The sequence below is a fragment of the Noviherbaspirillum saxi genome (assembly GCF_003591035.1).
Taxonomy (GTDB): domain Bacteria; phylum Pseudomonadota; class Gammaproteobacteria; order Burkholderiales; family Burkholderiaceae_D; genus Noviherbaspirillum; species Noviherbaspirillum saxi.
The window spans coordinates 1,459,909-1,484,051 of the sequence record NZ_QYUO01000002.1 but is presented as its reverse complement, the minus strand read 5'-3'; the positions used below and the strand labels follow the sequence as shown (position 1 = coordinate 1,484,051).

Genomic DNA, 24,143 nt, shown 5'->3' with positions numbered 1-24,143 from the left:
ACGCAGGCATGCGCCGGGGTTTTTTTATGGCCGTCCAAACAACGCGGCGCGGGCCACCGCGACCGCCTTATGCCGGTTCGGGTGGCACTTCCTTCCGCACCCGGTTAATATTGCTTTATATCAATATATATCCGGCGGCGCGGGAGGTGCTGCCGTATGCAGCTCTTCTCGACTTCACCATTCCGGCACCGGGCGCTGTCCCGGCATTCTGTTCTTGCGCTTGCCCTGATCGGGCTGATGGCGCTGGAGATGTTCGCCGTTCATACGCTGGCGACCACCGAGCTGCGGCTGTCGGATGTATTCATGCGCCGTCACGCCGCAGACTATGCCGCCGATCCGGGCATCGTCATTGTCGATATCGACGATGCCAGCCTCGAGGCCATGCAAGACATTGCCGGCCTGTGGTCATGGCCGCGTGAAATCCATGCCGACCTGCTGGAAGGGCTGGCAGAATTTGCACCGCGCGCCGTTGTCTTCGACATCGCGTTTGCAGAAAGGGACTTGAAGCGGCCAAAGAGCGACGCCCGTCTCTCCGAGGCGATTCGCGCCACTCCACATGTTTTCTTGTCCGCGGTGCGGGCGCATCCATCGCTCGATGCATCAGGCAATTCCCTGCATGGCCTCGCACCCGCCTTCGGCATCGCGAGCGGCAATCCCGATGCGCGTGCAGCCCTTATGTTGCCGGCCGCAATCGAGCAATCCGCATGGCGGCTGGGCCTGGTCAACAGTATCGAAGACGAAGACGGCGTATTACGCCGCTATCGCTTGCATACGGAGGTTGGCGGCTATCGCCTTCCATCGCTCCCGGCGCGGGTGGCGAGCGAATTCGGTAGGCGGATTCCGGCACAGGCGGAATTCATGATGCGCTGGCCGAAAGCAGGTCACAAGCGCTTGCGCTACAGCGAGCTGTACCGCTTGCTGACCGAACAGCGGCCGACCCTGACTACCGATGAAATGCGTGCGCTCGATCAACTGTTTCGCAACAGGATCGTCGTGATCGGCTCATCGGCCGCCGGATCCTTCGATCATCATCTGACGCCGCTCGATACGGGTTATCCGGGTGTCGACATCCTCGCCGTGGCGATCGATAACCTTGTCACTGACCGCAGCCTGACGCCGGCCCCGAAAATTGCATCGTTCGTATTGGGAGCGGTCCTGATCGCATTGGCCGCCGTAGCTTTCTCCCGCCGCCTGCATCCGATGCTGACGGGGGCATTGCTGGTCACGCTTTCCCTTGCTGCGGTAATGACCGCCGATGCGGCGCTTGCGGGCGGCTGGCTGCTGCCGGTCGTCACACCGCTCGTGTTTGCGTGGATTTGTTTTCTGTGCGCGGCCCTTGCCGGCTATCTGCGTGAACGACGTGCGCGCGAACAGGCAGTCTCGCTGTTCGGCCGCTTCTTGAACCCGAATGTGGTGCGACAGATCATCGACCAGGGCGAAACCGTCGAAAGCCTGTCCGGCCGTACCCGCGATATCACCGTGCTCTTTTCCGATATTCGCGGCTTCACGACGCTGTCGGAGAGTCGCCCGCCGCAGGAAGTGGTCAAGCTGCTCAACCGTTATTTCGAACGGCAGGTGGAAGTGGTGTTCCGTCATGGCGGAACCCTCGACAAGTTTATCGGCGACTGCATCATGGCATTCTGGGGCGCACCACTGGAAGACCCGCTGCATGCGCGGCGCGCGGTGGCAGCGGCGCTGGAAATGCAGCAGGTGCTGATTGAATTCAAACAGGAACTGGCCGCCGAAGGTTCCGACACCGGCGATTTCGATGTGGGCATCGGCGTGCATACGGGCCCTGCGGTGGTCGGGTTCATCGGCGCGCAACGCAAACTGGATTACACCGCGATTGGCGACACCGTCAATCTTGCCAGCCGCGTCGAAGGATTGACCAAGGGCGTGGCGCGCGTGCTCGTGACCGAGGACACGATGCGCGCGGCGGGCGTACAGGATGAGACGGATTTTTGCCATCATGGCGCGTTTGCGGTGAAAGGGCGCCTGGCAGCCGTCGAGCTATTTGAACCAAGGAGAAAAACCGCATGAAATATCTGCCTCTGGCATTGGCTGCCATGCTGGCGTCCGGCATGGCGTACGCCGAATCCGCGCTGACCAGCCGCGCGACCGACCTGCAGTCGCACGCTCAGTCCGATGCAAGCAGCGTGGCAAGCCTGCCCGAAAACACCAGGGTCGAGGTCATTGCACGCAAAGGCGCATGGACCCAGGTCAAGACCGCGGCTGGCCAAAGTGGCTGGGTACGCATGCTCGCGTTGAAGCAGGAAAATTCGGCCGCCGCTCCCAGCGCCGCACCGGTCAGCGGCAATCCGCTCGGTGCGCTCAACAGCTTGCTATCGTCCGGACGCACGTCGAACACCGCGACCGTTACCACCGGTGTGCGCGGCCTGTCCGAAGAAGATCTGCAGCATGCGCAAGCCAATCCCGCCGAACTGAACAAGGCCCAGCGCTTTAGCACGGATCGCAATGCCGCCCAGGCGTTTGCCGATCGCAGCAAGCTGTCGCCGCTCAAGGTCGATTACTTGCCGGAGCCGCAAACGGCCGCCACACGCAACATGGAGGGAAGCTGAGATGCGCCACATTGTCAAAGCTATCGTCGGCCTCACATTTGCCGCAACGGCGGTGACCGCCAGTGCGCAACTGCCGTTTTCGCTCCCGGGACTGGGCAAGATCGGCGACAAGCTGGGGGGAATCAACATCGGCAACACCGTCAGCAATCTGACCAAGGCATCGCGCGAGCCGGATGAATCCGAAGAAGTGCACATCGGCCAGGAATTCGCTGCCACCCTGCTCGGAGCCAAGCCCCTGGTTGCCGATCCCGCACTGCAACGCTACGTCAATACACTGGGCCGGTGGCTTGCGCTGCAGACTGAACGGCCAGACCTGCCATGGACTTTCGGCGTGTTGGACGACGCCGGCTTCAATGCTTTCGCTACACCAGGCGGCTATATTTTCGTTACCCGTGGACTGCTTGCACGCATGCGCAGCGAAGCTGAACTGGCTGGCGTACTCGCGCATGAAATCGGGCACGTGCTAAAAAAGCATCATTTGCGGGCAGTGCAAAAGAATGCCGGCATGGCCTTGCTCGGGGACTTTGTCATCGCAGCCAACAAGGGCGGCAACACGGAAGCACGCAATGCATTGATGAATGTCGGACGCAAACTGTATGCAAGCGGCCTCGACAAGGAGGACGAGTTCGAAGCGGATCGCCTCGGCGTCGTGATCGCCGCGCGTGCCGGCTACGATGCGTTCGGCCTGCCTTCCGTACTGCAAACCCTGCAGGCGCAGAACCCGGGCGATGGAGAATTTTCACTGCTCTTCAAGACGCACCCCGCGCCGTCCGCACGCATAGACATGCTGGACCGCTTGATGCAGGATCGTTTTGACAGCCTGCCGGCGAGCCAGGGACAGCCTCTCACTGTACGACTGGGCGAATTCCGGAAGTAGACGGTTTTGTAACTTTCAGCCCTGCGGTGTCGATGACGAAGCCTGCTTGAGTTCGACCATCTTCATCAGCGCATACAGGCTTTCCAGGGCCGGGATTGCCACCTTTTCCCGGCGTCCCGCCCGTACCGCATTGCCGAGTATGACTTCGGTTTCCATCGGGCGGCCGTTTTCATAGTCCAGCGCCATGCTGGTTTTGTAAGGCGGCGCCTTGCGCGTGCCTTCTATGAATTGATCGATGAGGGCCGGCGGCAAAGGATGCCCCGTAGCAGCCGCGATCGCGCAGACTTCCTGCATCGCGCGCCGCACGAATGCTTCTCCTTCCGCGCCGGACAGGATATGGCCGGTGTCGAGCACGCCGCCCAGCACCGAAATCGGATTGAAGACCGCATTCCACAGGCACTTCTGCCAGCGGCCGGTCACGACATCTTCAGTCAGTGTGCTTTTTATCCCGGCGCTATCGAGCATGGCGCCGAGCTGCCGGCTGCGTTCGCTCAGGCCGGACGGGTAATTGCCGAAGGTCAGGTCGCCGTAGGCAAAGTGCTTGACCTTGCCCGGCCCGACCCGGCTGACCTGGACAAAGGCGAGGGCGCTGATCAACTCGTTGTCCGGAAAGCTGGCAGCGATCTCTTCTTCGATTTCCACGCCGTTTTCGATCAGCACGATCGCGGTTTGCGGCCCCACCGCATCGCGGATCAGCGCGGCGCGGTCGGTTCCTTCCACCACCTTGACACTGAGGATCAGGAAATCCGGCGGCCCACCCTGGTAGTCCGCGACGCTGCCCAGCGTCTGCGCCGGCCGGAATACACGGTCGCTCAGGCGTTTGCTTTCGATATGAAAGCCGTCCCGGGACACGGCTTCGCGTTCTGACCGGCATACGACCGATACCTCCGCGCCCTGCGTCTGCAACAGAGAACCATAAAAACTGCCGATCGCGCCGGCGCCGACGACCAGCACCCTGCACGGTGGAAAAGCGGAAGACGTCACGGTAATCCTCAGGAATGGAAAGGGGGAATGCGCTCGATTGTATCGGGAAGCCGCTGCTTCCGTCGGCCAGGCCGGGCGAGCGCTGTGGATCGAGGTTGAAAAGTGGTCAAGACGCATTCGCAACGTTTAAAAATATTTATTCAATTCAATGCTTTTTAGCAAACCTTGCCATTCATTAAGCAGCTATGATTAGTGCCGTAGTACAACCTTTTTTACTGTGGCCTACATGATCAAAAAAACCCTGATGACGCTGCTGCTGAGCACGGCAGCGTCGGCATTTGCGGTTCCGTTGAGTTCCCAGCATGCGCTGGTGTTCGAAGAAGACTCCGGTACCGTCCTGCTCGAGAAGAATGCACACGATGTGGTGCCGATCGCTTCGCTGACCAAATTGATGACCGCCATGGTGGTGCTCGACGCCCGGCTGGACATGAATGAACTGATCAGCATCGACGAGAGCGATGTCGATACGCTCAAGCATAGTTCTTCGCGTGTTCCTGTTGGCGTCGTGCTGTCGCGGAAGGCTTTGCTTGAACTGTCGCTGATGTCTTCCGATAACCGTGCGGCTGCCGCTCTGGCGCGCACCTTTCCGGGCGGTCATCTTGGATTTGTCGCCGCAGTAAAGGATAAGCTGGTTGCTCTCAACATGCACCAGACCGCGATCGAAGAACCGACCGGACTGTCGCCGTATAACCGCTCGACTGCCGTGGACCTCGTCAAAATGGCTGCGGCGGCCTCCGCTTATCCGGAAATCAGCCAGATGAGTACCGAAACCGGTGACTTGATGGACATGAATGGGCGCATGGTGCAGTACAACAATACCAACCGCCTGGTCGGCCGCGACGGCTGGAACATCCTGCTATCGAAGACCGGCTTCACTCGCGAAGCAGGCCGCTGCCTGGTGATGCGTTTCCAGGCAGCCGGCAAGCGCGTCATTGTGGTGCTGCTCAATGCCAAGGAAAGTGCGGCGCGCATGGTCGACGCCGAAAACGTGCAGCGCTTGCTGACTGGCGAACCGATGATTGCTGCCAAACCGGCGCCACGCGTTGCCCAGCGCAAGTCGCGCGGCAATCAGGCGTCGGTCGTGCTGGTCAAGGCGAAAGGTGGCGCGGTGAGCAATACCAAGGCACGCAAGAAGCGTCCGAGCATGTAAAAGTCGCGTTCAAATAAAAAATGGCCCGGATTCGGGCCATTTTTTTTGGTGTGCGCCCGGCAGGGCGCACTCACTTGGAGGTGAAAGTCCTTTGCTCACCCGACAAGGGGAAGAGCTAGCTGAACGGCAAGGGTGTCGCGGGCGACTGTGAATCTGAAGGAAGCCGAAGGCAAAGCGCTGGCCTGACGAACAGGAAGCGGATAGGAGGCAACGCAGCCGGGTAAGACGTCATCTACCGTCGAAGCCCGAAACTTGTCCGGAAGGCTGCGGGGTAGATCCGACAGGCATAAGCGTGAAGGTGGGTGCGCAATACCCGGGGAGATCTGCATACGTGCCATTGTGCTACCGGCATCGCGAGATGACGGGATGCTTATGCAGAAGTCAGCAGAGGGCATAGTAGGCGAGGACGGGGACGGTGAGTCCAGAAATCCTGCCGAAGGCCTGAACATGAACAACGCGAGTAGGACATTCGACCTCGATGCAAGCCGACGACGCAACAAAGCAGGCAACTGCGCCAGACACGGAAGGAAGCGATCGGAAATTGCGGTGGATCGTGCCGGGTGCCGAGGCAAGCACGGCGGCGGATGGGCAAACGAAAGCGGAAGGGCCGTGGCAGATGGAGGCCGTGGTCGAACGTAATAACCTCTGGCAAGCGTATGAGCGGGTCATGCGGAACAAGGGAGCTGCGGGTGGCGATGGACTGACCGTGGCCGACTTCAAGTCATGGCTGCAACAACACTGGCCAGCGGTCAGGGCAGCACTGCTGGCAGGCGAATACCTGCCCCGCGCGGTACGCAAAGTGGAAATACCGAAGCCGAACGGCGGAATACGAACACTGGGCATCCCGACGGTGCTGGATCGACTGATCCAGCAAGCGCTGCTGCAAGTTCTACAGCCAGAATGTGAATCCGGATTCTCCGAACACAGCTACGGGTTTCGCCCGGGCCGCAATGCATGGCAAGCGGTACAGCAAGCCCAAGGCTATATCCGGGAAGGCCGCCGCTGGGTGGTCGACCTCGATCTGGAGAAGTTCTTCGACCGTGTGAACCACGACATCCTGATGGCGCGGGTAGCACGCAAGGTCAAGGACGAACGGATTTTGAAACTGATCCGGCGCTACCTCGAAGCGGGCATGATGGCCGATGGGATCGTCAGCGCGAGGACGGAGGGTACACCGCAAGGTGGGCCCCTGTCACCACTGCTGTCGAACATCCTGCTGACCGATCTTGACCGTGAACTGGAGCGCCGGGGACACCGGTTCTGCCGCTACGCCGACGACTGCAATATCTATGTTGGAAGCGAAAAGGCAGGACAGCGCGCAATGGCAGAAATCACCGATTACCTGGAGTGCAAACTGAAGCTTCGGGTCAATCGGGAGAAAAGCGCCGTGGCGCGGCCTTGGCACAGGAAGTTTCTTGGCTACAGCTTTACGAGACACAAGCAGGTACGTCTGCAGATCGCCGACAGCAGCATCAAGCGGCTGAAAGACAAGGTGCGGGAAATCGTCGTCGGAAATGCCTCGCGCAACCTCGTCGCCACGATCACCGCACTCAACCCAGTGTTGCGTGGCTGGATGTCGTACTTCCGGCTGACCGAGGTAAAAGGTGTGCTGCAAGAGCTGGACGGGTGGATACGTCGCAAGCTGCGGTGCCTGTTATGGCGTCAATGGAAACATCCGGCGACACGTAACCGGCGCCTGCAGCAAAGGGGCCTCACCGCACATCGGGCATGGAAATCGGCAAGCAATGAACGTGGCCCATGGTGGAACGCCGGCGCCAGCCACATGAACGATGCGTTTCCAAAACGCTTCTTTGACACACTAGGTTTGGTTTCGCTGCCGGGCACCCGGCAGCGCTTCCAGTTTGATTAATGAACCGCCGTATGCGGAACCGCACGTACGGTGGTGTGAGAGGGCGGTGAGGGCGATCTCACCCCCTACTCGATCCTGCATTCGGTGCGACGTTCGGCAGCGGCCACGATAGGCAATCGCATTTATCCTCAATAAATGGTCGACCAATGTGTCGATCCATTCACAAATATCTTCAGGCTTATCCCATAGATGCAGTATTGCTCACATTGTTTGAGCATGGCAGCATACAAGTCTGCTTTCCACATCCCTTCATTAAAACCATAGAGTAGACACCAAGCGCGTTTACCCGCCATATATGCAAACACTTCCTGTAAAACCATTCGTCTTGATCCTGTCGCTGATCGTCATGTATGGTCCGAGCGGTTCAGTTTTCGCGCAATCCCTATTCAAGTGCGGCAATGCCTATCAGGACCGTCCTTGCGAAAACGGAAAACTGGAAACGATAAAAGGAATTTCGACGAGTTCGAGAGAAGCGGAATCCGGCGCTGCCGATGCAGCGTGTTCTCGACGCGGTAACGATGCTCAAAAGATCGTATGGCAACGTGAAGGAGGTTTGACGCTGGAGCAGGCCTTGAGCCAGGCATCGAATTCGGCGCGGCGGAATTTGATAGAAGAGGTCTATGGTGAACGAGGAACCGCAGCGCAGGTACGTTCAAGAATAGAAAACGAATGCATTGCAGAGAAGGAGCGTCAGGCGCGCTATGCAGCCCTCATCGAGGCATCCAAACCGCTTAAAGGCACAGCTGATAGCCAGCCTGTCGACAATCGCATTCAGCCAAAGGCAGTACCGACCAATGTGTCTGCTTCGGGAGCAGATATCAGGCAAAGAACAGGCGGAAAAAATCCCGCATGCGCTGACCTGTCAATGAAGATCGAGGAAATCAAATCCCTTCAACGAACCGGCGGGGATGCAAGAACAATGGAAGGCTACAGTCGGAAACTGAAGGAGACGCAACAGCTGATGCAACAAATCGGTTGTGCATAAGATTATTGAAAATGTGGCTGATTGAGGGATTACCGGGTGCGGGCAAAAGCACCATGGCAGAGTATCTTTGCGTACTTGCGAGACAATCCGGGTACGGTGCGACATGGTTTCTGGAGGAGGCTGTGGACCACCCCGTGCATCCCGCGTCGCTAAAAATACACAGGAACGGATGCGAAAATTTCATCGAGGAGTGTCTGCGCTCCTGGTCCCGGTTTGTCGATCGTTGTGTTAGTGACGATACCATTCATATCCTTGAGGGAAGCGCGTTTCAGTCCACTGTACGTTTCATGATGGAGATCGGGCTGCCGGCTATCGGGGACTACTTTAGTCGTTTCGAGGAGATCGTGGCGCCCTTGAATCCCCGAATGGTGTACCTGCGTCCGCAAGATGCCCGTCAGCATTCGCAATACGTATCGCAGCTACGCGGAGAGGGTTGGACCAATCAAGTCTCCGGATATCTGGAGAACACCTGGTACTCGAAATGTGAAGGGCTCAAGGGAATAGGCGGAATGCATGGATTCTGGGCGGACTACGCCGAGCTTTGCGATGCACTGGTCTTGCGAATGAAAATGCCCGTACTAACGATTGAATTTATCCCTGGGGACTGGGAGAGGCATAGGTCGGTAACTGCCCGGTTCCTTGGATTGAAAGAGCATGATGACGGCCTGGTGTAGCCAATAGAGACTACTTGGCAGTGAATCGATTAAAATAAAAAACGATCGTTTGATTTTCCAGAGGCGCGGCAGCCGTGCGCTGAAAGTCGTGCGGATTGGTATAACAACTGGATGGCAAGCCAATGAACCACCGCATTGTACATGAAGGTTTTTCCGCGTCCGCCCTGGACGCACTGACCCGACGCATACAGACCGACATCGACGCAGGGCACATTCCCGGCGCTGTCATGCTGATCGCGCGCGACGGCAAGGTCGCTTATGAAGAAGCGCTGGGCGTGCAGGATCCCGCTACCGGCGCGCCCATGCGGCTCGATACGATCTTCCGCATCTATTCGATGACCAAGCCTATCGTTTCAGTCGGCGTCATGATGCTGATCGAGCAGGGAAATATTCTGCTCAGCGATCCGGTATCGACCTATCTGCCGGAACTGGGCAATATGCAGGTCGGCCGTGAACGTGTCGATGTCGATGGCGTCCGGACGCTGGAGCTTGAGCCGGCGCATCGGCCGATCACCATTCAGGACTTGTTGCGGCATACCTCGGGACTGACGTATGGCATTTTTGGCGATTCGCTGGTCAAGGCCGAATACCTCAAGGCCGGAGTCGGACATCCGCGCCTGAGCAACGACGAGTTCATCCAGGCGCTCGGCCAACTACCCTTGCAATTTCAGCCCGGAACAGTATGGGAATACAGCAATTCGACCGATGTGCTCGGCGTGCTGCTTGAACGCGTATCCGGCATGACGCTGGACCGGTTTCTCGCCGAACGCATCCTGCGTCCCCTGGGCATGCGCGATACCGGCTTCTGGGTCGAGGAGGAGCATCATCATCGTATCGCCGAAGCCTTTGCGAAAGATCCCGTCACCGGTGCCGAAGTTCGTCTGAACCAGCCGCGCCGTCGTCCGAATTTCCTTGGCGGGGGCGGGGGTATGATGTCCACCGTCCATGACTATCTGCGCTTTGCACAGATGCTTGCCAACGAAGGAGAACTCGACGGTATGCGCATCCTGTCACGGCACTCGGTGCGCCTGATGGCAAGCGATCATCTGGACGAACTGCCGGCGGTGAAGCAGGGCTTGAACTACTTGCCAGGCCCCGGCTATGGATTCGGACTGGGTTTCGCGGTACGTACTGCGCCTGGCATGGCGGCCATGCCAGGCTCGGTCGGCGATTACACATGGAGCGGCCTGGCAGGTACCTATTTCTGGATCGACCCTCAGGAAAAACTGCTTGCGATCCTGCTGATGCAGGCGCCGGAGCGGCGCGATCATTATCGTCAGCTCTTTCGCAACCTGGTCTACGCGGCGTTGCTCTAGGAGTCTGCGCGTTGTTATCTTTTTAATGAAATCCACCGCCGATGACGCGGTGGCGCAACATTCCTCTTTATGTCGGGATTTTGGGCATTACATGCTTGCTGTATAAAAAACAGGCAATGAATAGCAGTGATTGGCCGCTGCTCCGTGGATTAAGCATCTATCCGCTCCCACCGACTCGTAAACCCGTCTTGTGGCGGGATTTTTTGCGTTCAGGCCGAACGGCTATCCGTTCAATATCCATACAGCATTTTCCAACGTAAATCAGCCGAAGAAATTGCTGCTTGGAAAATATGTGTGTTGTGGACTACACTGACCGTGCTGGGTTTTTACGCACGCTTGCAGGCGACTGTGAGGCAGCGGTGAATCGGGCCAATGCGACGGTCCGATTCCCGACCCAGGGAACGGCGCTCAAACTAAATCGACCAGGTTTAAGCCTGGCAGGCGCGACCGTCGCAGCAGGCAAGAGGATTGGGAGACAAAGATGAATCTACGTACGGTGAAAATTGGTACGCGGCTGGGTATTGGCTTCGGCATTATTCTTGTGTTGCTCGTTTGCGTGCTGGGTGCCGACATCGTCATCAGCGCGAAAGCACGCCAAGTCCAGAGCGATGGAATGAAATACGCCAACGCCAAGGCGGTACTGGCGAATGCCATGCGCGGTGCGGTGCTCGAAGGCGGAATCGCCATGCGCAACGTCGGCTTGCAATACACGACGCCGGACATGCAACGCGAAGAAGGCAAGGCGCAGGCTCAGCGCAAGCGCTTCCAGGAAGCCCAGGAAAAGCTGCTGGCCCTGGGACTGACCGCTGAAGAAAAAGCGATCGTCGCAACCATCGCCGATCTCAACAAGCAATCCGAGGCGCCATTCCAGGAAGCGATTCAAAAGGTCAAGGAATATGCGAACGAAGCCGCCGGCAAAGTAATTTCATCGGCCATCGATCCGCTTAACCAAAAGGCTATTGTCGAGATCGACAAGCTGGTCGGCATGCAACAGCAGGCGGTTGACAGACTGATCCAGGAAACCGACGCATCCGGCCGGCGCATGACGACCGTTTTGCTTGTCACGGCTATCCTGACCGTGATTATCGGCGGCATACTTTCCGTCTTCACCACGCGCAGCATCACGCTGCCCTTGCGCGACGCGGTCGGCGTGGCCAAGCGTGTTGCGGCAGGCAAGCTGGGTGCGCAAATTCAGGTGCAGGGCAAGGACGAAACCAGCGAATTGCTGCAGGCACTCAAGGAAATGGATGAAAGCTTGTCCGGCATCGTGAGCCAGGTTCGGGCGGGTACCGAAGAAATCAGCGTGGCGTCGAATGAAATTTCGGCAGGCAATGCGGACTTGTCGACGCGTACCGAATCCCAGGCCAGCGCCTTGGAAGAAACCGCGTCGTCGATGGAAGAACTGACCTCGACCGTCAAGAACAATGCCGAAAACGCACAGCAAGCCAATCAGCTGGTGCAGTCCGCGTCGGAATCCGCGGTCAAGGGCGGTGAAGTGGTCGGCCGCGTAGTCGATACCATGAGTTCCATCAAGGATAGTTCGCGCAAGATCGTCGATATCATCGGCGTGATCGACGGCATCGCGTTCCAGACCAATATCCTGGCGTTGAATGCCGCCGTCGAAGCGGCCAGGGCAGGCGAACAGGGACGCGGCTTCGCGGTGGTCGCATCCGAGGTACGCACGCTGGCGCAACGCTCGGCGCAAGCCGCAAAAGAAATCAAGGATCTGATCGGCGACTCGGTGAAAAAGGTCGAGAGCGGCAATGCACTGGTCGATGATGCAGGCAGGCAGATGGAAGAAATCGTCGCAGCGGTCAAGCATGTGGCCGACATCATGAACGAGATCACCGAAGCGAGCCAGGAGCAGAGCGTCGGCATCGAAGAGATCAATCGCGCGATTGCGACAATGGATGAAATGACACAGCACAATGCCGCCCTGGTGGAAGAAGCCGCGGCAGCGGCATCGGCGATGCAGCACCGTGCCGCCGCTCTCGGGCAGACGGTCGCCGCGTTCGATCTCAGCACGACCTCAGCGTCGTCACGCACTGCGCTCTCACAATCCATCGACATCACACCGGGCAGACAGAAGCTGCAGAGGCCCGCAGCGGTCGCGCTTGCCGCTGCAAAGCATCAGGCGATCGGCATGCGCAGCTGAAACACGTCATTATTGGATGGATAAGGCAGAGCGCATCGCCCTCTGCCTTTTTTCATGCTCAGCCCGGCATCCACACCCGCATCAGCGACAGCAGCTGCGCCGCATCGACGGGTTTTGTGATGTAGTCCGAAGCACCGGCCGCAATGCATTTGTCGCGATCGCCTTTCATGGCTTTGGCCGTGAGCGTGATGATGGGCAATGACTTGAAGTGCGGAATGCGCCGGATCGCGCGCATCGTGTCGTAGCCATCCATCTCCGGCATCATGATATCCATCAGCACAATTTCTATCGATGGATCGGAGTGCAGCACTTCGATGCCATCGCGCCCGTTTTCCGCATACAGCACCTTCATATGCTGGCGCTCGAGCACCGAACTCAGCGCAAAGATATTGCGCAAGTCGTCATCGACAATCAATACCTTTCTGCCCGCAAGCGTGGTGTCGGATGCATGCGCATCGTCGAGCATCCTGCGCTGTTGCTCGGGCAGGCTTGCGTGGGGACGATGCAGGAACAGCGCGGTCTCGGCGACCAGCTTTTCCGGCGAGCGGGCATCTTTCAGCACGACCGTCTTCGCGAGCCGTTGCAGATCCTCCACTGCCTCGGGCGACAGTTCCGACGCCGTGTACACCACGACAGGCAGGTCTTTCAGCGCAGGATCGCTGCTGATCTGCTCCAGCAATGCAAAGCCGTCAATATCCGGCAGCCGCAAGTCCAGCACCATGCAATCGAAAGGCGTGCGTTGCAGTTGATGCAACGCCTGCTGCCCGGTACCGACCGCCTCGATATGCACATCGTTTCCTTCGATCAGTTTGACAATCGACTCGCGCTGGAGCGTATCGTCTTCCACCACCAGCAGGTGCCGCTTGTCGCTGGTGACGTAATCCTGGATGCGTGACAGTTGCTGCTGCAAGTCTTCCATGCTGCACGGCTTTTTCAGATAAGAGAATGCACCATTGCGCAATGCATGCTCCCGCACATCGCTGACCGACAATACATGCACGGGTACGTGGCGCGTACCCGGATCGCGCTTGAGCCGGTTGAGCACGGTGAAACCGTCGGCTTCCGCGTGGTCCAGGTCGAGCAGAATGGCGGTCGGCAGATAATCGCGGGTCAAGGCGAGTGCAGAATCCGCCTGGCGCGTCACAATGCCTTTGAAGTTATGCTCGCGTGCATGATCGAGCAGGGCGCGCGCGACTTCTTCATCGTCTTCAACGATCAGCACCGCCGGGTCGCCCGGCGATACCAGTGCCCGATCGTCCAACGGCAGCTCGCTGTCATCGTCGCTGTCCAGGACCGCTGGCTGCACTTCGGCCTTTTCCGGCTCATGGTCGATGAGGTGTGTATCGTCATCGACCGGCGCCGGCAATGCGAGCGGACGTCGATCCTTGTCTTCGGTAAGGCTGTCGCAGCAATACGGCAGATACAGCGTGAACGTGCTGCCGCTGCCGACCTCACTTTCGACGCGGATTTCGCCGGACAGCAGGCGGGCCAGCTCGCGGCTGATGGAAAGGCCGAGGCCGGTACCGCCATATTTGCGGGCAGTGCTGCCGTCGGCTTGCTGGAAGGCCTCGAAGATGAGCTGCAGCTTGTCCGTCGGAATCCCGACTCCGGTATCGGTCACCGAAAACGCCAGCACGGCTTCGGCTTGCGAGAGGATCGGATGATCACTGGTCCAACCGCCTGCCGCAACGCCGATATGCAGCGAGACGCGGCCATGCGACGTGAACTTGAACGCATTGGACAGCAGATTTTTCAGGATCTGTTGCAGACGTGTCGTGTCGGTGCGCATCGCGGTCGGCAGATTGTCGTCCAGTTCGACCGAGAACTGGATTTTCTTCGCCTCGGCCATATGGCTGAAGGTACGCTCGACATACAAGCGCATGGTTTCGAAGCGGTAGTCGCTCATTTCCAGCGTCACCGTACCCGACTCGATCTTCGACAGGTCGAGAATGTCATTGATGAGCGTCAGCAAGTCGCTACCCGAACCATAAATCGTCTTTGCGAATTCAACTTGAATCTCGGACAGGTTATGTTCCGGGTTGTCGGACAGCTGTTGCGCAAGAATGAGCAGGCTGTTGAGTGGCGTACGCAATTCATGCGACATGTTGGCAAGGAATTCCGACTTGTACTTGGACGACAAGGCAAGCTGGGTTGCCTTTTCCTCCAGTGCCAGCTTGGCTTGTCCGACCTCGCTATTCTTGCGTTCGACCTCGATGTTTTGCTCGGACAGCAGGCGCGCCTTTTCCGCCAGTTCCAGATTGGTCTGTTGCAGTTCCTGCGCCAGCGATTGCGACTGGGTAAGCAGGCTTTCGGTGCGGCTGTTTGCTTCAATCGTGTTAAGCACCACGCCAATCGTTTCCATCAACTGGTCGAGGAAGTTCAGGTGGGTTTCAGTGAACCGTTCCAGCGAAGCGATCTCGATCACCGCCTTCACCTGCTGTTCGAACAGAATGGGCAATACCACGATATTGGTCGGCGGCGCGGCGCCGAGGCCGGATGAAATGACGACATAGTCGCGCGGCACATTGGTCAGCCACACGCGCTGCTTTTCCAGTGCGCATTGTCCGACCAGGCCTTCGCCAGGGCGGAACGAGCGCGGCATGTTGTTGGTGGAGCGGAAACCATAGCTCGCGATCAGATGCAGATGCGCATCTTCCTGCGCCGAGTCCATCATGTAAAACACGCCGTGATGGGCAAAGACCAGGGGCGCGAGCTCGGAAAGAATCAGGGCCGACACGGTTTGCAGATCGCGCTGGCCTTGCAGCAGCCGGGTAAATCGCGCAAGATTGGTTTTCAGCCAGTCCTGCTGCGCATTCTTTTGCGTGGTTTCCTTCAGGTTGCGGATCATCTCGTTGATGTTGTCCTTGAGGTAGGACACCTCGCCGCGCGCTTCGACCTGAATCGAGCGCGACAAGTCGCCGCGCGTCACCGCGGTCGCCACTTCCGCGATCGCACGCACCTGGTTGGTCAGGTTCGCTGCGAGCTGATTGACGTTCTCGGTCAGATCCTTCCAGGTACCCGATGCGCCCGGCACGCTTGCTTGTCCGCCGAGCTTGCCTTCCACACCGACTTCGCGCGCCACCGTGGTGGCCTGATCCGCAAACACCGCCAGCGTATCGGTCATTTCGTTGATCGTGTTGGCCAGCGTCGCCATCTCACCGCGCGCAGCCACAGTCAGCTTCTTCTTGAGATCGCCTTTCGCTACCGCACTCACCACACCGGCGATACCACGCACCTGCGCGGTCAGGTTCGCCGCCATGAAGTTCACGTTGTCCGTCAAGTCCTTCCAGGTACCGGCCGCGCCTTCGACCTGTGCCTGCCCGCCCAGTTTTCCTTCAGTACCCACTTCACGCGCCACGCGCGTCACTTCCGATGCGAACGACGATAGCTGGTCCACCATCACGTTGATGGTGTCCTTCAATTCAAGAATTTCACCCTTCACGTCCACGGTGATTTTTTTCGACAGATCGCCGCGCGCCACCGCCGTCGTCACGGCCGCAATGTTACGCACCTGACCGGTCAGGTTCGACGCCATGGAGTTCACATTGTCGGTCAGGTCGCGCCAGGTCCCGGACGCACCAGGAACGTTTGCCTGACCGCCGAGACGGCCTTCGGTACCCACTTCACGCGCCACGCGTGTCACCTCGGAGGCAAACGAGCGCAACTGGTCCACCATCACGTTGATCGTGTTTTTCAGTTCAAGGATTTCTCCCTTCACGTCGACGGTGATCTTGCGCGACAGGTCGCCGTTCGCCACCGCCGTGGTCACGTCGGCAATGTTACGCACCTGGCCAGTCAGATTGCCCGCCATGGAATTGACCGAGTCGGTCAAGTCCTTCCAGGTGCCGGCCACACCGGACACATTCGCCTGTCCGCCCAGCTTGCCTTCGGTGCCGACCTCGCGCGCAACACGCGTTACCTCCGATGCGAACGACGACAGCTGGTCCACCATGACGTTGATGGTGTTTTTCAGTTCGAGAATTTCACCCTTCACGTCGACGGTGATTTTTTTCGACAGATCACCGCGCGCCACCGCTGTCGTCACTTCCGCGATGTTACGCACCTGACCGGTCAGGTTGGATGCCATGAAGTTGACGTTGTCGGTCAGATCTTTCCAGGTGCCGCCTACGCCCTTAACCTGTGCTTGTCCACCGAGCTTGCCTTCGGTACCCACCTCTCGTGCCACCCGCGTCACTTCGGAGGCGAAGGAGTTCAACTGGTCCACCATCACGTTGATGGTATTTTTCAATTCATAAATTTCACCGCGTACGTCCACCGTGATCTTGCGCGACAGGTCGCCACTCGCGACAGCGGTAGTCACGTCCGCGATGTTGCGCACCTGTGCCGTGAGGTTACCCGCCATCGAGTTCACGGAGTCTGTCAAGTCTTTCCAGGTGCCTGCGACGCCGGGCACATTCGCTTGTCCGCCCAGCTTGCCTTCGGTACCGACTTCACGCGCGACGCGCGTCACCTCGGAGGCGAACGAAGACAACTGGTCCACCATGACATTGATGGTGTCTTTCAGTTCAAGAATTTCGCCTTTCACGTCGACGGTGATCTTGCGCGACAGGTCGCCGCGCGCCACCGCCGTGGTCACGTCCGCGATGTTACGCACCTGGCCTGTGAGATTGGATGCCATGAAATTCACGTTATCGGTCAGGTCTTTCCATGTACCACCGACACCGGGTACATAAGCCTGGCCACCCAATTTTCCTTCGGTACCCACTTCACGCGCCACGCGCGTGACTTCCGATGCAAACGACGACAACTGATCCACCATCGTATTGATGGTGTTTTTCAGTTCAAGGATTTCTCCCTTCACGTCGACCGTGATCTTTTTCGACAGATCGCCGTTCGCCACCGCCGTGGTCACGTCGGCGATGTTACGCACCTGCCCGGTCAGATTGCCCGCCATCGAGTTCACCGAGTCGGTCAAGTCCTTCCAGGTACCTGCAACACCGGGTACGTTGGCTTGGCCGCCCAGGCGGCCTTCGGTACCGACTTCACGCGCCACCCGGGTCACTTCGGATGCGAATGAGTTCAGCTGGTCCACCATCACGTTGATGGTGTTTTTCAGTTCGAGAATTTCGCCCTTCACGTCCACCGTAATCTTTTTCGACAGATCGCCGTTCGCCACCGCGGTCGTCACATCCGCAATGTTACGCACCTGCCCAGTCAGATTGCCCGCCATCGAGTTCACCGAGTCGGTGAGATCCTTCCATGTGCCGGCAACGCCTTTCACATGTGCCTGTCCGCCGAGCTTGCCTTCGGTACCCACTTCACGCGCCACTCGCGTTACTTCGGATGCAAACGAAGACAACTGGTCCACCATCACGTTGATGGTGTCCTTCAGTTGCAGGATTTCGCCTTTCACGTCCACTGTGATCTTCTTGGACAAGTCACCGTTTGCCACCGCGGTCGTCACTTCCGCGATGTTACGCACCTGACCAGTCAGGTTCGACGCCATGAAGTTCACGTTGTCGGTCAAGTCCTTCCAGGTGCCGCCAACGCCCGGCACATAGGCCTGACCGCCTAGCCGTCCTTCGGTGCCCACCTCACGCGCGACACGCGTCACTTCGGAAGCGAAGGAACGCAACTGATCCACCATGGTGTTGATCGTGTCCTTGAGCTGCAGGATTTCGCCGCGCACGTCCACCGTAATCTTTTTCGACAAGTCGCCGTTCGCCACCGCGGTCGTCACATCCGCGATGTTACGCACCTGCGAAGTCAGGTTACCCGCCATCGAGTTCACCGAGTCGGTCAAGTCTTTCCAGGTACCGGCCACGCCCGGCACGTTGGCCTGGCCGCCCAGCTTGCCCTCGGTACCCACTTCACGCGCCACCCGCGTCACTTCGGATGCAAACGAGCCAAGCTGGTCGACCATGGTATTGGCCGTGGTGGCCGATTGCAGGAACTGTCCCTTGAGGGGACGTCCATCGACATCGAGCGACATGGTTTGCGACAGATCGCCCTTGGCGACCGCACCGATCACGCGCGCCATCTCATTAGTCGGCCGCACCAGGTCATCGATCAGCGAATTGACCGATTTCACCATCGTGGCCCAGCCGCCGGAAAGATTGGGCATCGATGCGCGATGGGTCAGGCGGCCTTCGCGGCCCACGACCCGGCTTACGTTGGTGATGCCCTCGGCCATGCTCTGGTTCGTCTCGATGATCTCGTTGAGCGTGTCAGCGACCTTGCCGGCGAGACCGGTCCAGTCCGCGGGCATGCGCGCCGAGAAGTCGCCCTTTTTCAGGGCTCTTAAGGTGGCAAGCAATACCTTGACGTCCAACTCGTCATGCGTTTCGGTTCTCATATCCATGGGGCGTTTCTTAAGTGGGGCGAATCAGGGGGATCAGGCGGCATTGATGTGCAGCATCTGCGCGGTGAAATCTTGCGCCGGGAGCGGGCGGCTGTAGTAATAGCCCTGGTGTTCGTCGCAGCCGAGTTCGCGCAGGATGGTCAGTTGTTCATGGGTTTCGACGCCTTCAGCGACGACACGCAGGGCAAGAGCGCGCGCCATGTTGACGATGGCTTCCACGATCGCATGGTCGCCGAGGTCCTTGCCCAGATCGCGAACAAAGGATTGATCGATCTTGAGGATATCGATCGGCAAGGCTTTCAGTACCGACAGCGACGAATAGCCGGTACCGAAGTCGTCGATGGCAATCGTGATACCGCTCTCGCTGATTTCCTTCAGTACGGAGGTCGCTTTTTCCACATCGCGGATCACCAGCGATTCGGTGATTTCCAACTGCAGGCTGGACGGCGGAACGCCATGCTTGCGCAACTGGCGTTCGATGACTTCCGGCAGGTCGGCATAGATTTGAGGTATCGCGACATTGACCGCAATCGGCAGCGTCGGAAAATCCATCCCCGAATCGCGCCACAAACGCGACTGCGCACAGGCGGCGCCAATCACCCATTCGCCTATCGTCACCAATTGTCCGGTATCGGCCGCCGCGCTGATGAACTCTCCGCCGCTGAGCAATCCGAGGCGTGGATGATGCCAGCGCAACAAGGCTTCCACGCCGGCGATGCGGCCGGTGCGCGCTTCCACCTTGGGCTGATAATAAAGTTCGAATTCGTCGTTTTCGAGTGCATGCTGCAGTTCATGTTCCAGCCGCGAACGTTCGAGCATGCGTACATTCAGTTCTTCATGAAAGAACTGAATGCTGCCGCGCTGTTCCTGCTTTGCATGGTACATCGCAAGATCGGCGCTGCGCATCAGCGAATGCATGGTATTGCCATCCTGCGGATAAAGTGCAATGCCGACGCTTGCCGAGGTCTTGATATTTTGCGTGCCGATATGGAAGGAATGTTCGATCGAGTTAACGATTTTTCTGCCGACTTCGGCGGCCGATGCATAGGAAGGCAGCGCTTCCATCAGCACGACAAATTCGTCACCGCCCAGGCGCGCGACGATATCCGATTCGCGCACCGAGTCCGAAATGCGGTCCGCAACCTGCAGCAACAGATCGTCTCCCGCGTCATGGCCGAGCGCATCATTGATGCTCTTGAATTTGTCGAGATCGAGAAACAGCAAGGCCAGGCGTTGACCATGACGCGCCGAGACGGCAATTGCATGTTCAAGACGATCGGTCAGCGAACGCCGGTTCATCAAGCCGGTCAGCGGATCGCGTGTGGCGAGTTCATGTGCACGCTCTTCGGCCTGCCGGCGTTCGATGATCTCGGATTCCAGGGCGGCATTGATCTTCTTGAGGTCCTGCATTTGTTGCACCTGAAGGTCGCGGTTCATCATTGCCAGTTCTTCCTTTTGCGCTTCGAGTTCAAGATTTTTGCGCGACAATTCGATGAAGACCGATATCTTGCTTTGCAGAATCTGCGGAATGACCGGACTGATCAGATAGTCAGCGGCGCCATGCAGGTAACCTTTGAGGCGATTCATTTCATCCGCATAGTGCGCGGTAATGAAGATGATGGGCACGGATGACGAACGCGGATGCGAATGAATGGTCTCTGCAGTTTCAAAGCCATCCATCCCCGGCATGCTGACGTCGAGCAAAATGACGGCGAATTCATGATCCAATACCGCACGCAGCGCTTCCGCGCCGGACGTGGCAGTGATCAAGTCATATTCGTCCCCCTGAGGCGAATTGACGAGAAGAGTTTTGAGGGCGAGCAGGCTGGCAGGGTGATCGTTTACTAGCAGTATTTTTGGTTTGCGCACTTTTTATCTCGCTGGGAGCCGCGGCATTTGGGCGGTCTCTGTTGAAAATCGTTCGTCCAGGCCGTCGATGTTGAGGACGGCCAGCGATAACGCTGCAATATCCGTCCGGAGTGACTTCGGCATCAGGCGGTGAAACAGCGTAAGTGCTTCCAGCGTGAAGTGGATCGGGTATCGGCGCTACCAGATTTTCTCGCGCGGAAATTTCACTGAATAAACGTTTCCGTGCGACTGGACAGCAGGTATCTTTAGAAGAAGGAAGATGTGCAATGTTCCCGATTTCATCTAGAAAAATCGTTAAATACGGCAAGTATTTGAACCAGGGAAAATATTGCCGCCCAATTTAATTCATACGAGAAACTTTAGTTTTTACATTTGCAATAAAGTTTCTCTTATGAATCATCGCAGGCGTGCGGGACTGAGTTGCGTCGCGTCAACACCGAAGGCTGCGAGCTGGTTCGGCACGTCAATTCCACGAAGCAATGCTGCATACAACTGGCCCGCTGCGGCAGAAGATTGAATCCCGTAGCCGCCTTGCCCGGCAGCCCAAAAGAATCCCGGTTTGCCGATATCAAAGCCCCCAGCGAAACTTCCATCGCTGACAAATGAGCGCAGGCCGGCCCATACATGCTGGGGACGCCGTATGACAAGAGTCGAAATGCTCTGGATCCGATCGATCGCCATGGCGATATCGAGTTCTTCTGCCTGTACGTCATGTGGATGCACAGGATCGGCATTGGCCGGCGAGCCGAGCAACATGCCCGCATCAGGTTTGACATAGTAGGACTCGTCCACACCGATAAACATGGGCCAGCGCGATGCATCCACTCCAGGCGGGGGTGCAAAAGTAAACGCCGAGCGCCGCATCGGCACCAGCCCGATCGGCGCCACGCCGGCAAGGGCGGCGATCACATCGCACCAGGCGCCTGCCGCATTGACGACAACGGGTGCTTCGACCTGCCATGCGCCCGCGTCAACGCGCCACATACCAAGCGTGTGTTCCATCGCAGTGACACCGGCATCGCACAGCAGACGGGCACCGGCCGCACGTGCGCCGCGCAGGTAGCCCTGATGGAGCGCATGCACATCGATATCCGAAGCATCCGGTTCGTGCACGGCCCCCAGTATTTGCTCGCGCCGTAATACCGGCACCAGCGCGCAGGCCTGATCCGCCTGCAAGCGTTGCGCGTGAGCGGACACTGAACGCACGATCGCGTCATGTTCATCAAGCAGGTCTGCCTGGCCATGGGTGGCGACCATCATCGCCCCGCGCGGCGACAGGATGCGATGCTCGGTAAATCCGGGCGGCGGGGATTCGAGGAAGGCGCGGCTCGCGCAGGTGAGTGCCCGGACCTGCGGCGGCCCATAGCTTTCCATGAAGAGTGCGGCCGAGCGGCCGGTGCTGTGATAACCCGGCTGGGATTCCTGCTCGAGTAGCAGAACGGTCGCATGCGGTGCGAGCCAGTAGGCGATGGACGCACCCGCGATGCCTGCTCCGATGATGATGTAATCTGCTTTTATCCGTGACGCTGCGCTCATGCTCGGCTCCTTGTTGCGTGTCGTTTCTGCTTTCCTCGCGATTATCCTCCGCATGGCAAACGACTGCAGCGGCGGAGCACGATGCGGGCAGGCGGGTAGATATTCATTCCAGGTCGTGAATGTGCATGCACTCCGTCTCGACGCCGGTGCGGATGATTTCCGCCAGCCGGCGCGTACCCGGACCGGCGCTGTCGGCATCGGCCAGCACCAGGTATAGGTCGGTAAAGCGTTCGCCACCGTCGCCCATCGGCAGAGGCTTGAGACTGCCGTCGCGCAGTTCGTTCAAGATCTTTTCTTCCGAAAACCAGGCAAAGCCGTAGCCTGCCCTGACCGCTTCAATCGACGTCGCGATATGACTGACAGTCCAGCGTTGCGAGACTTCGAGCGAGGAAATGCGCGTGTCGCGCCGGCTGCCGGACTCGCGCACCACCATATGCCGGTGTGCATGCAAATCATCCATCGTGACCTTGCGTCCCAGCTGATGCAAAGGATGACCGGGACTCGTCACTGGTATGAAGCGCAGCCTCATTAGATGCACGCCGAGAAATCCCGGCGGTACCCGCCCGACGATGGCCAGATCGACCTGGCCGTTCAGCAGCGCTTCGGTGGTCCCGCCGAGCACCGACTCGATGAGTTCGATGCGTGTATGCGGGCTTTCCATCCCCAGCTTGTCGAGACAGCCGAGCAGCAACCAGGTTGGAAAGATCACTTCGGCAGCAATCCGGATCTCCGCCTCCCATCCGGCCGACAAGCGTTTCGCCGCCCGCTCCAGAGCGCTTGAATCTTCCAGCAAGGCCCTGGCGCGACGATAAAGGAATTGACCGGTCGGCGTCAGAATCGCCTTGCGACCCTGGATTTCAAATGCCTTGACACCTAGCAGCGATTCGATTTTTTGCACCGCATAGGTCACGGACGACTGGCTTTTATGCAGAACATCGGCAGCCTGCGCATAGCCGCCGGTGTCGACCACGGTAATCAACGTGCGCCATTGCTCTAGGGTGATGTATTGGTTTTCCATAAATAATCGGATGATTAGATAGATTGACGCTAATTATTCTACTTTTTTATCGGCTGAATAAATAGTTTAATGAACTCATCCACCCACCACTGAGGAGAAACGACATGACAACCTTACTGCAAATTAACTCCAGCCTTTTTGCCGGTCACGGCCAATCCAGCCAGCTTTCCGACAAATTTGTCGCCGCCTGGAAGGAAGCCAATCCGCAGGTGGAAGTAAAGACCCGCGACCTGTCCGCCGATCCGGTGCCGCACCTTACCGCGGAACGCTTCGGGGCATTTCTCGCCAAGGCCGAGGATCGTACCGCCGAGCAGCAAGCGGTCGTCGGTTTTTCGGATGGCCTGATCGATGAACTGCGTAGTGCTGACGTCATCGTGCTCGGAATGCCGATGTACAACTTTGGCATCCCTTCGACTCTGAAAGCCTATTTTGACCATGTGGCGCGCGCCGGTGTCACTTTCCGTTACACCGAAACCGGTCCGGTCGGCTTGCTGACCAATAAAAAGGTATATGTCCTTGCAGCGCGCGGCGGCATGTATGCTGGCACTACCCGCGACAGCCAGACCACTTATGTGCGCGATTTCCTGGCTTTCATCGGCCTGACCGATGTCGAGTTTGTCTATGCTGAAGGTTTGGCAATGGGAGACGCGGGCAAGCAGCAGGCGCTGTCGAATGCCGCAACCGAAATCCGCCAACTGGCTGCTCCGCTGCGGGCCGCCGCCTGAAGTTTGCGGGCGGAGGCAGGCCTGCCTCCGCCGATGTCAACAACGTATTCGCCCAGCTGCCGCAGCAGTCGTAGCCGGCAGGC

The 24,143-nt window shown here is 58.4% G+C and carries 15 protein-coding genes; 10 read left to right on the top strand and 5 right to left on the bottom strand.

What is annotated here, in order from left to right; all coding sequences use genetic code 11:
• The first annotated feature begins 156 nt into the window (after window positions 1-156).
• Genes D3871_RS22440 through D3871_RS22430 form a run of 3 tightly spaced genes read left to right on the top strand, consistent with a single transcriptional unit; the run spans window position 157 to window position 3,456 of the window.
• A complete protein-coding gene (locus D3871_RS22440) occupies window positions 157-2,040 on the top strand; it encodes a CHASE2 domain-containing protein (RefSeq protein WP_119771243.1) in 1,884 nt (627 codons plus the stop codon).
• The gene (locus D3871_RS22435) at window positions 2,037-2,579 is read left to right on the top strand and encodes an SH3 domain-containing protein (protein WP_119771242.1); all 543 of its coding nucleotides are present in this window, start codon (window positions 2,037-2,039) and stop codon (window positions 2,577-2,579) included. Before D3871_RS22440 ends, D3871_RS22435 begins: the two co-directional genes overlap by 4 nt.
• 1 nt (window position 2,580) lies before the next feature.
• Window positions 2,581-3,456, top strand: a complete 876-nt coding sequence (locus tag D3871_RS22430; protein ID WP_158598018.1) for a M48 family metallopeptidase — start codon at window positions 2,581-2,583, stop codon at window positions 3,454-3,456.
• Window positions 3,457-3,471: 15 nt separating this feature from the next.
• Here D3871_RS22430 and D3871_RS22425 read toward each other — a convergent pair whose 3' ends face one another.
• Window positions 3,472-4,440 carry a ketopantoate reductase family protein gene (locus D3871_RS22425; RefSeq protein ID WP_233575764.1) on the bottom strand — a complete coding sequence of 323 codons (969 nt, stop codon included), beginning with the start codon at window positions 4,438-4,440 and terminating at the stop codon, window positions 3,472-3,474.
• A 226-nt stretch (window positions 4,441-4,666) separates the two neighbouring features.
• On the opposite strand from D3871_RS22425, the gene D3871_RS22420 reads away from it, so the two are divergent.
• The 6 genes from D3871_RS22420 to D3871_RS31425 all read left to right on the top strand — a co-directional run bounded on the left by D3871_RS22420 (window position 4,667) and on the right by D3871_RS31425 (window position 12,590).
• Window positions 4,667-5,590 carry a serine hydrolase gene (locus tag D3871_RS22420; RefSeq protein ID WP_119771504.1) on the top strand — a complete coding sequence of 308 codons (924 nt, stop codon included), beginning with the start codon at window positions 4,667-4,669 and terminating at the stop codon, window positions 5,588-5,590.
• A 478-nt stretch (window positions 5,591-6,068) separates the two neighbouring features.
• On the top strand, window positions 6,069-7,460 hold the full coding sequence (gene ltrA, locus D3871_RS22415) for a group II intron reverse transcriptase/maturase (RefSeq protein ID WP_119771239.1): 1,392 nt from the start codon (window positions 6,069-6,071) through the stop codon (window positions 7,458-7,460).
• A gap of 325 nt (window positions 7,461-7,785) precedes the next feature.
• Window positions 7,786-8,445 (top strand): hypothetical protein, encoded by a 660-nt coding sequence (locus D3871_RS22410; protein ID WP_119771238.1) that lies wholly within the window; start codon window positions 7,786-7,788, stop codon window positions 8,443-8,445.
• A gap of 11 nt (window positions 8,446-8,456) precedes the next feature.
• Window positions 8,457-9,119 carry a P-loop NTPase family protein gene (locus D3871_RS22405; protein WP_119771237.1) on the top strand — a complete coding sequence of 221 codons (663 nt, stop codon included), beginning with the start codon at window positions 8,457-8,459 and terminating at the stop codon, window positions 9,117-9,119.
• 122 nt (window positions 9,120-9,241) lie between these two features.
• Window positions 9,242-10,435 carry a serine hydrolase domain-containing protein gene (locus D3871_RS22400; protein ID WP_119771236.1) on the top strand — a complete coding sequence of 398 codons (1,194 nt, stop codon included), beginning with the start codon at window positions 9,242-9,244 and terminating at the stop codon, window positions 10,433-10,435.
• 481 nt (window positions 10,436-10,916) lie between these two features.
• The gene (locus D3871_RS31425) at window positions 10,917-12,590 is read left to right on the top strand and encodes a methyl-accepting chemotaxis protein (RefSeq protein ID WP_119771235.1); all 1,674 of its coding nucleotides are present in this window, start codon (window positions 10,917-10,919) and stop codon (window positions 12,588-12,590) included.
• 58 nt (window positions 12,591-12,648) lie between these two features.
• Here D3871_RS31425 and D3871_RS22390 read toward each other — a convergent pair whose 3' ends face one another.
• The 4 genes from D3871_RS22390 to D3871_RS22375 form a co-directional block, all read right to left on the bottom strand.
• Window positions 12,649-18,912: a HAMP domain-containing protein gene (locus tag D3871_RS22390; RefSeq protein ID WP_119771234.1), complete on the bottom strand. Its 6,264-nt coding sequence runs from the start codon at window positions 18,910-18,912 to the stop codon at window positions 12,649-12,651.
• 33 nt (window positions 18,913-18,945) lie between these two features.
• Window positions 18,946-20,781, bottom strand: coding sequence for a putative bifunctional diguanylate cyclase/phosphodiesterase (locus D3871_RS22385; RefSeq protein ID WP_119771233.1), 1,836 nt, complete (start codon window positions 20,779-20,781; stop codon window positions 18,946-18,948).
• A 396-nt stretch (window positions 20,782-21,177) separates the two neighbouring features.
• Window positions 21,178-22,317 (bottom strand): NAD(P)/FAD-dependent oxidoreductase, encoded by a 1,140-nt coding sequence (locus tag D3871_RS22380; RefSeq protein ID WP_119771232.1) that lies wholly within the window; start codon window positions 22,315-22,317, stop codon window positions 21,178-21,180.
• Between the two features lie 103 nt (window positions 22,318-22,420).
• The gene (locus D3871_RS22375; protein WP_119771231.1) at window positions 22,421-23,335 is read right to left on the bottom strand and encodes a LysR family transcriptional regulator; all 915 of its coding nucleotides are present in this window, start codon (window positions 23,333-23,335) and stop codon (window positions 22,421-22,423) included.
• Between the two features lie 104 nt (window positions 23,336-23,439).
• On the opposite strand from D3871_RS22375, the gene D3871_RS22370 reads away from it, so the two are divergent.
• The gene (locus tag D3871_RS22370) at window positions 23,440-24,060 is read left to right on the top strand and encodes an FMN-dependent NADH-azoreductase (protein ID WP_119771230.1); all 621 of its coding nucleotides are present in this window, start codon (window positions 23,440-23,442) and stop codon (window positions 24,058-24,060) included.
• The last annotated feature ends 83 nt before the right edge of the window (window positions 24,061-24,143 follow it).

What these genes read in the sequence shown, in the direction of transcription:
- ltrA (WP_119771239.1), top strand. Translation starts at nt 6,069, where the DNA reads ATGCAAGCCGACGACGCAACAAAGCAGGCAACTGCGCCAGACACGGAA.
- D3871_RS22405 (WP_119771237.1), top strand. Translation starts at nt 8,457, where the DNA reads ATGTGGCTGATTGAGGGATTACCGGGTGCGGGCAAAAGCACCATGGCA.
- D3871_RS22420 (WP_119771504.1), top strand. Translation starts at nt 4,667, where the DNA reads ATGATCAAAAAAACCCTGATGACGCTGCTGCTGAGCACGGCAGCGTCG.
- D3871_RS22400 (WP_119771236.1), top strand. Translation starts at nt 9,242, where the DNA reads ATGAACCACCGCATTGTACATGAAGGTTTTTCCGCGTCCGCCCTGGAC.
- D3871_RS22430 (WP_158598018.1), top strand. Translation starts at nt 2,581, where the DNA reads ATGCGCCACATTGTCAAAGCTATCGTCGGCCTCACATTTGCCGCAACG.
- D3871_RS22440 (WP_119771243.1), top strand. Translation starts at nt 157, where the DNA reads ATGCAGCTCTTCTCGACTTCACCATTCCGGCACCGGGCGCTGTCCCGG.
- D3871_RS22370 (WP_119771230.1), top strand. Translation starts at nt 23,440, where the DNA reads ATGACAACCTTACTGCAAATTAACTCCAGCCTTTTTGCCGGTCACGGC.
- D3871_RS22390 (WP_119771234.1), bottom strand. Translation starts at nt 18,912, where the DNA reads ATGGATATGAGAACCGAAACGCATGACGAGTTGGACGTCAAGGTATTG.
- D3871_RS22435 (WP_119771242.1), top strand. Translation starts at nt 2,037, where the DNA reads ATGAAATATCTGCCTCTGGCATTGGCTGCCATGCTGGCGTCCGGCATG.
- D3871_RS22375 (WP_119771231.1), bottom strand. Translation starts at nt 23,335, where the DNA reads ATGGAAAACCAATACATCACCCTAGAGCAATGGCGCACGTTGATTACC.
- D3871_RS22380 (WP_119771232.1), bottom strand. Translation starts at nt 22,317, where the DNA reads ATGAGCGCAGCGTCACGGATAAAAGCAGATTACATCATCATCGGAGCA.
- D3871_RS31425 (WP_119771235.1), top strand. Translation starts at nt 10,917, where the DNA reads ATGAATCTACGTACGGTGAAAATTGGTACGCGGCTGGGTATTGGCTTC.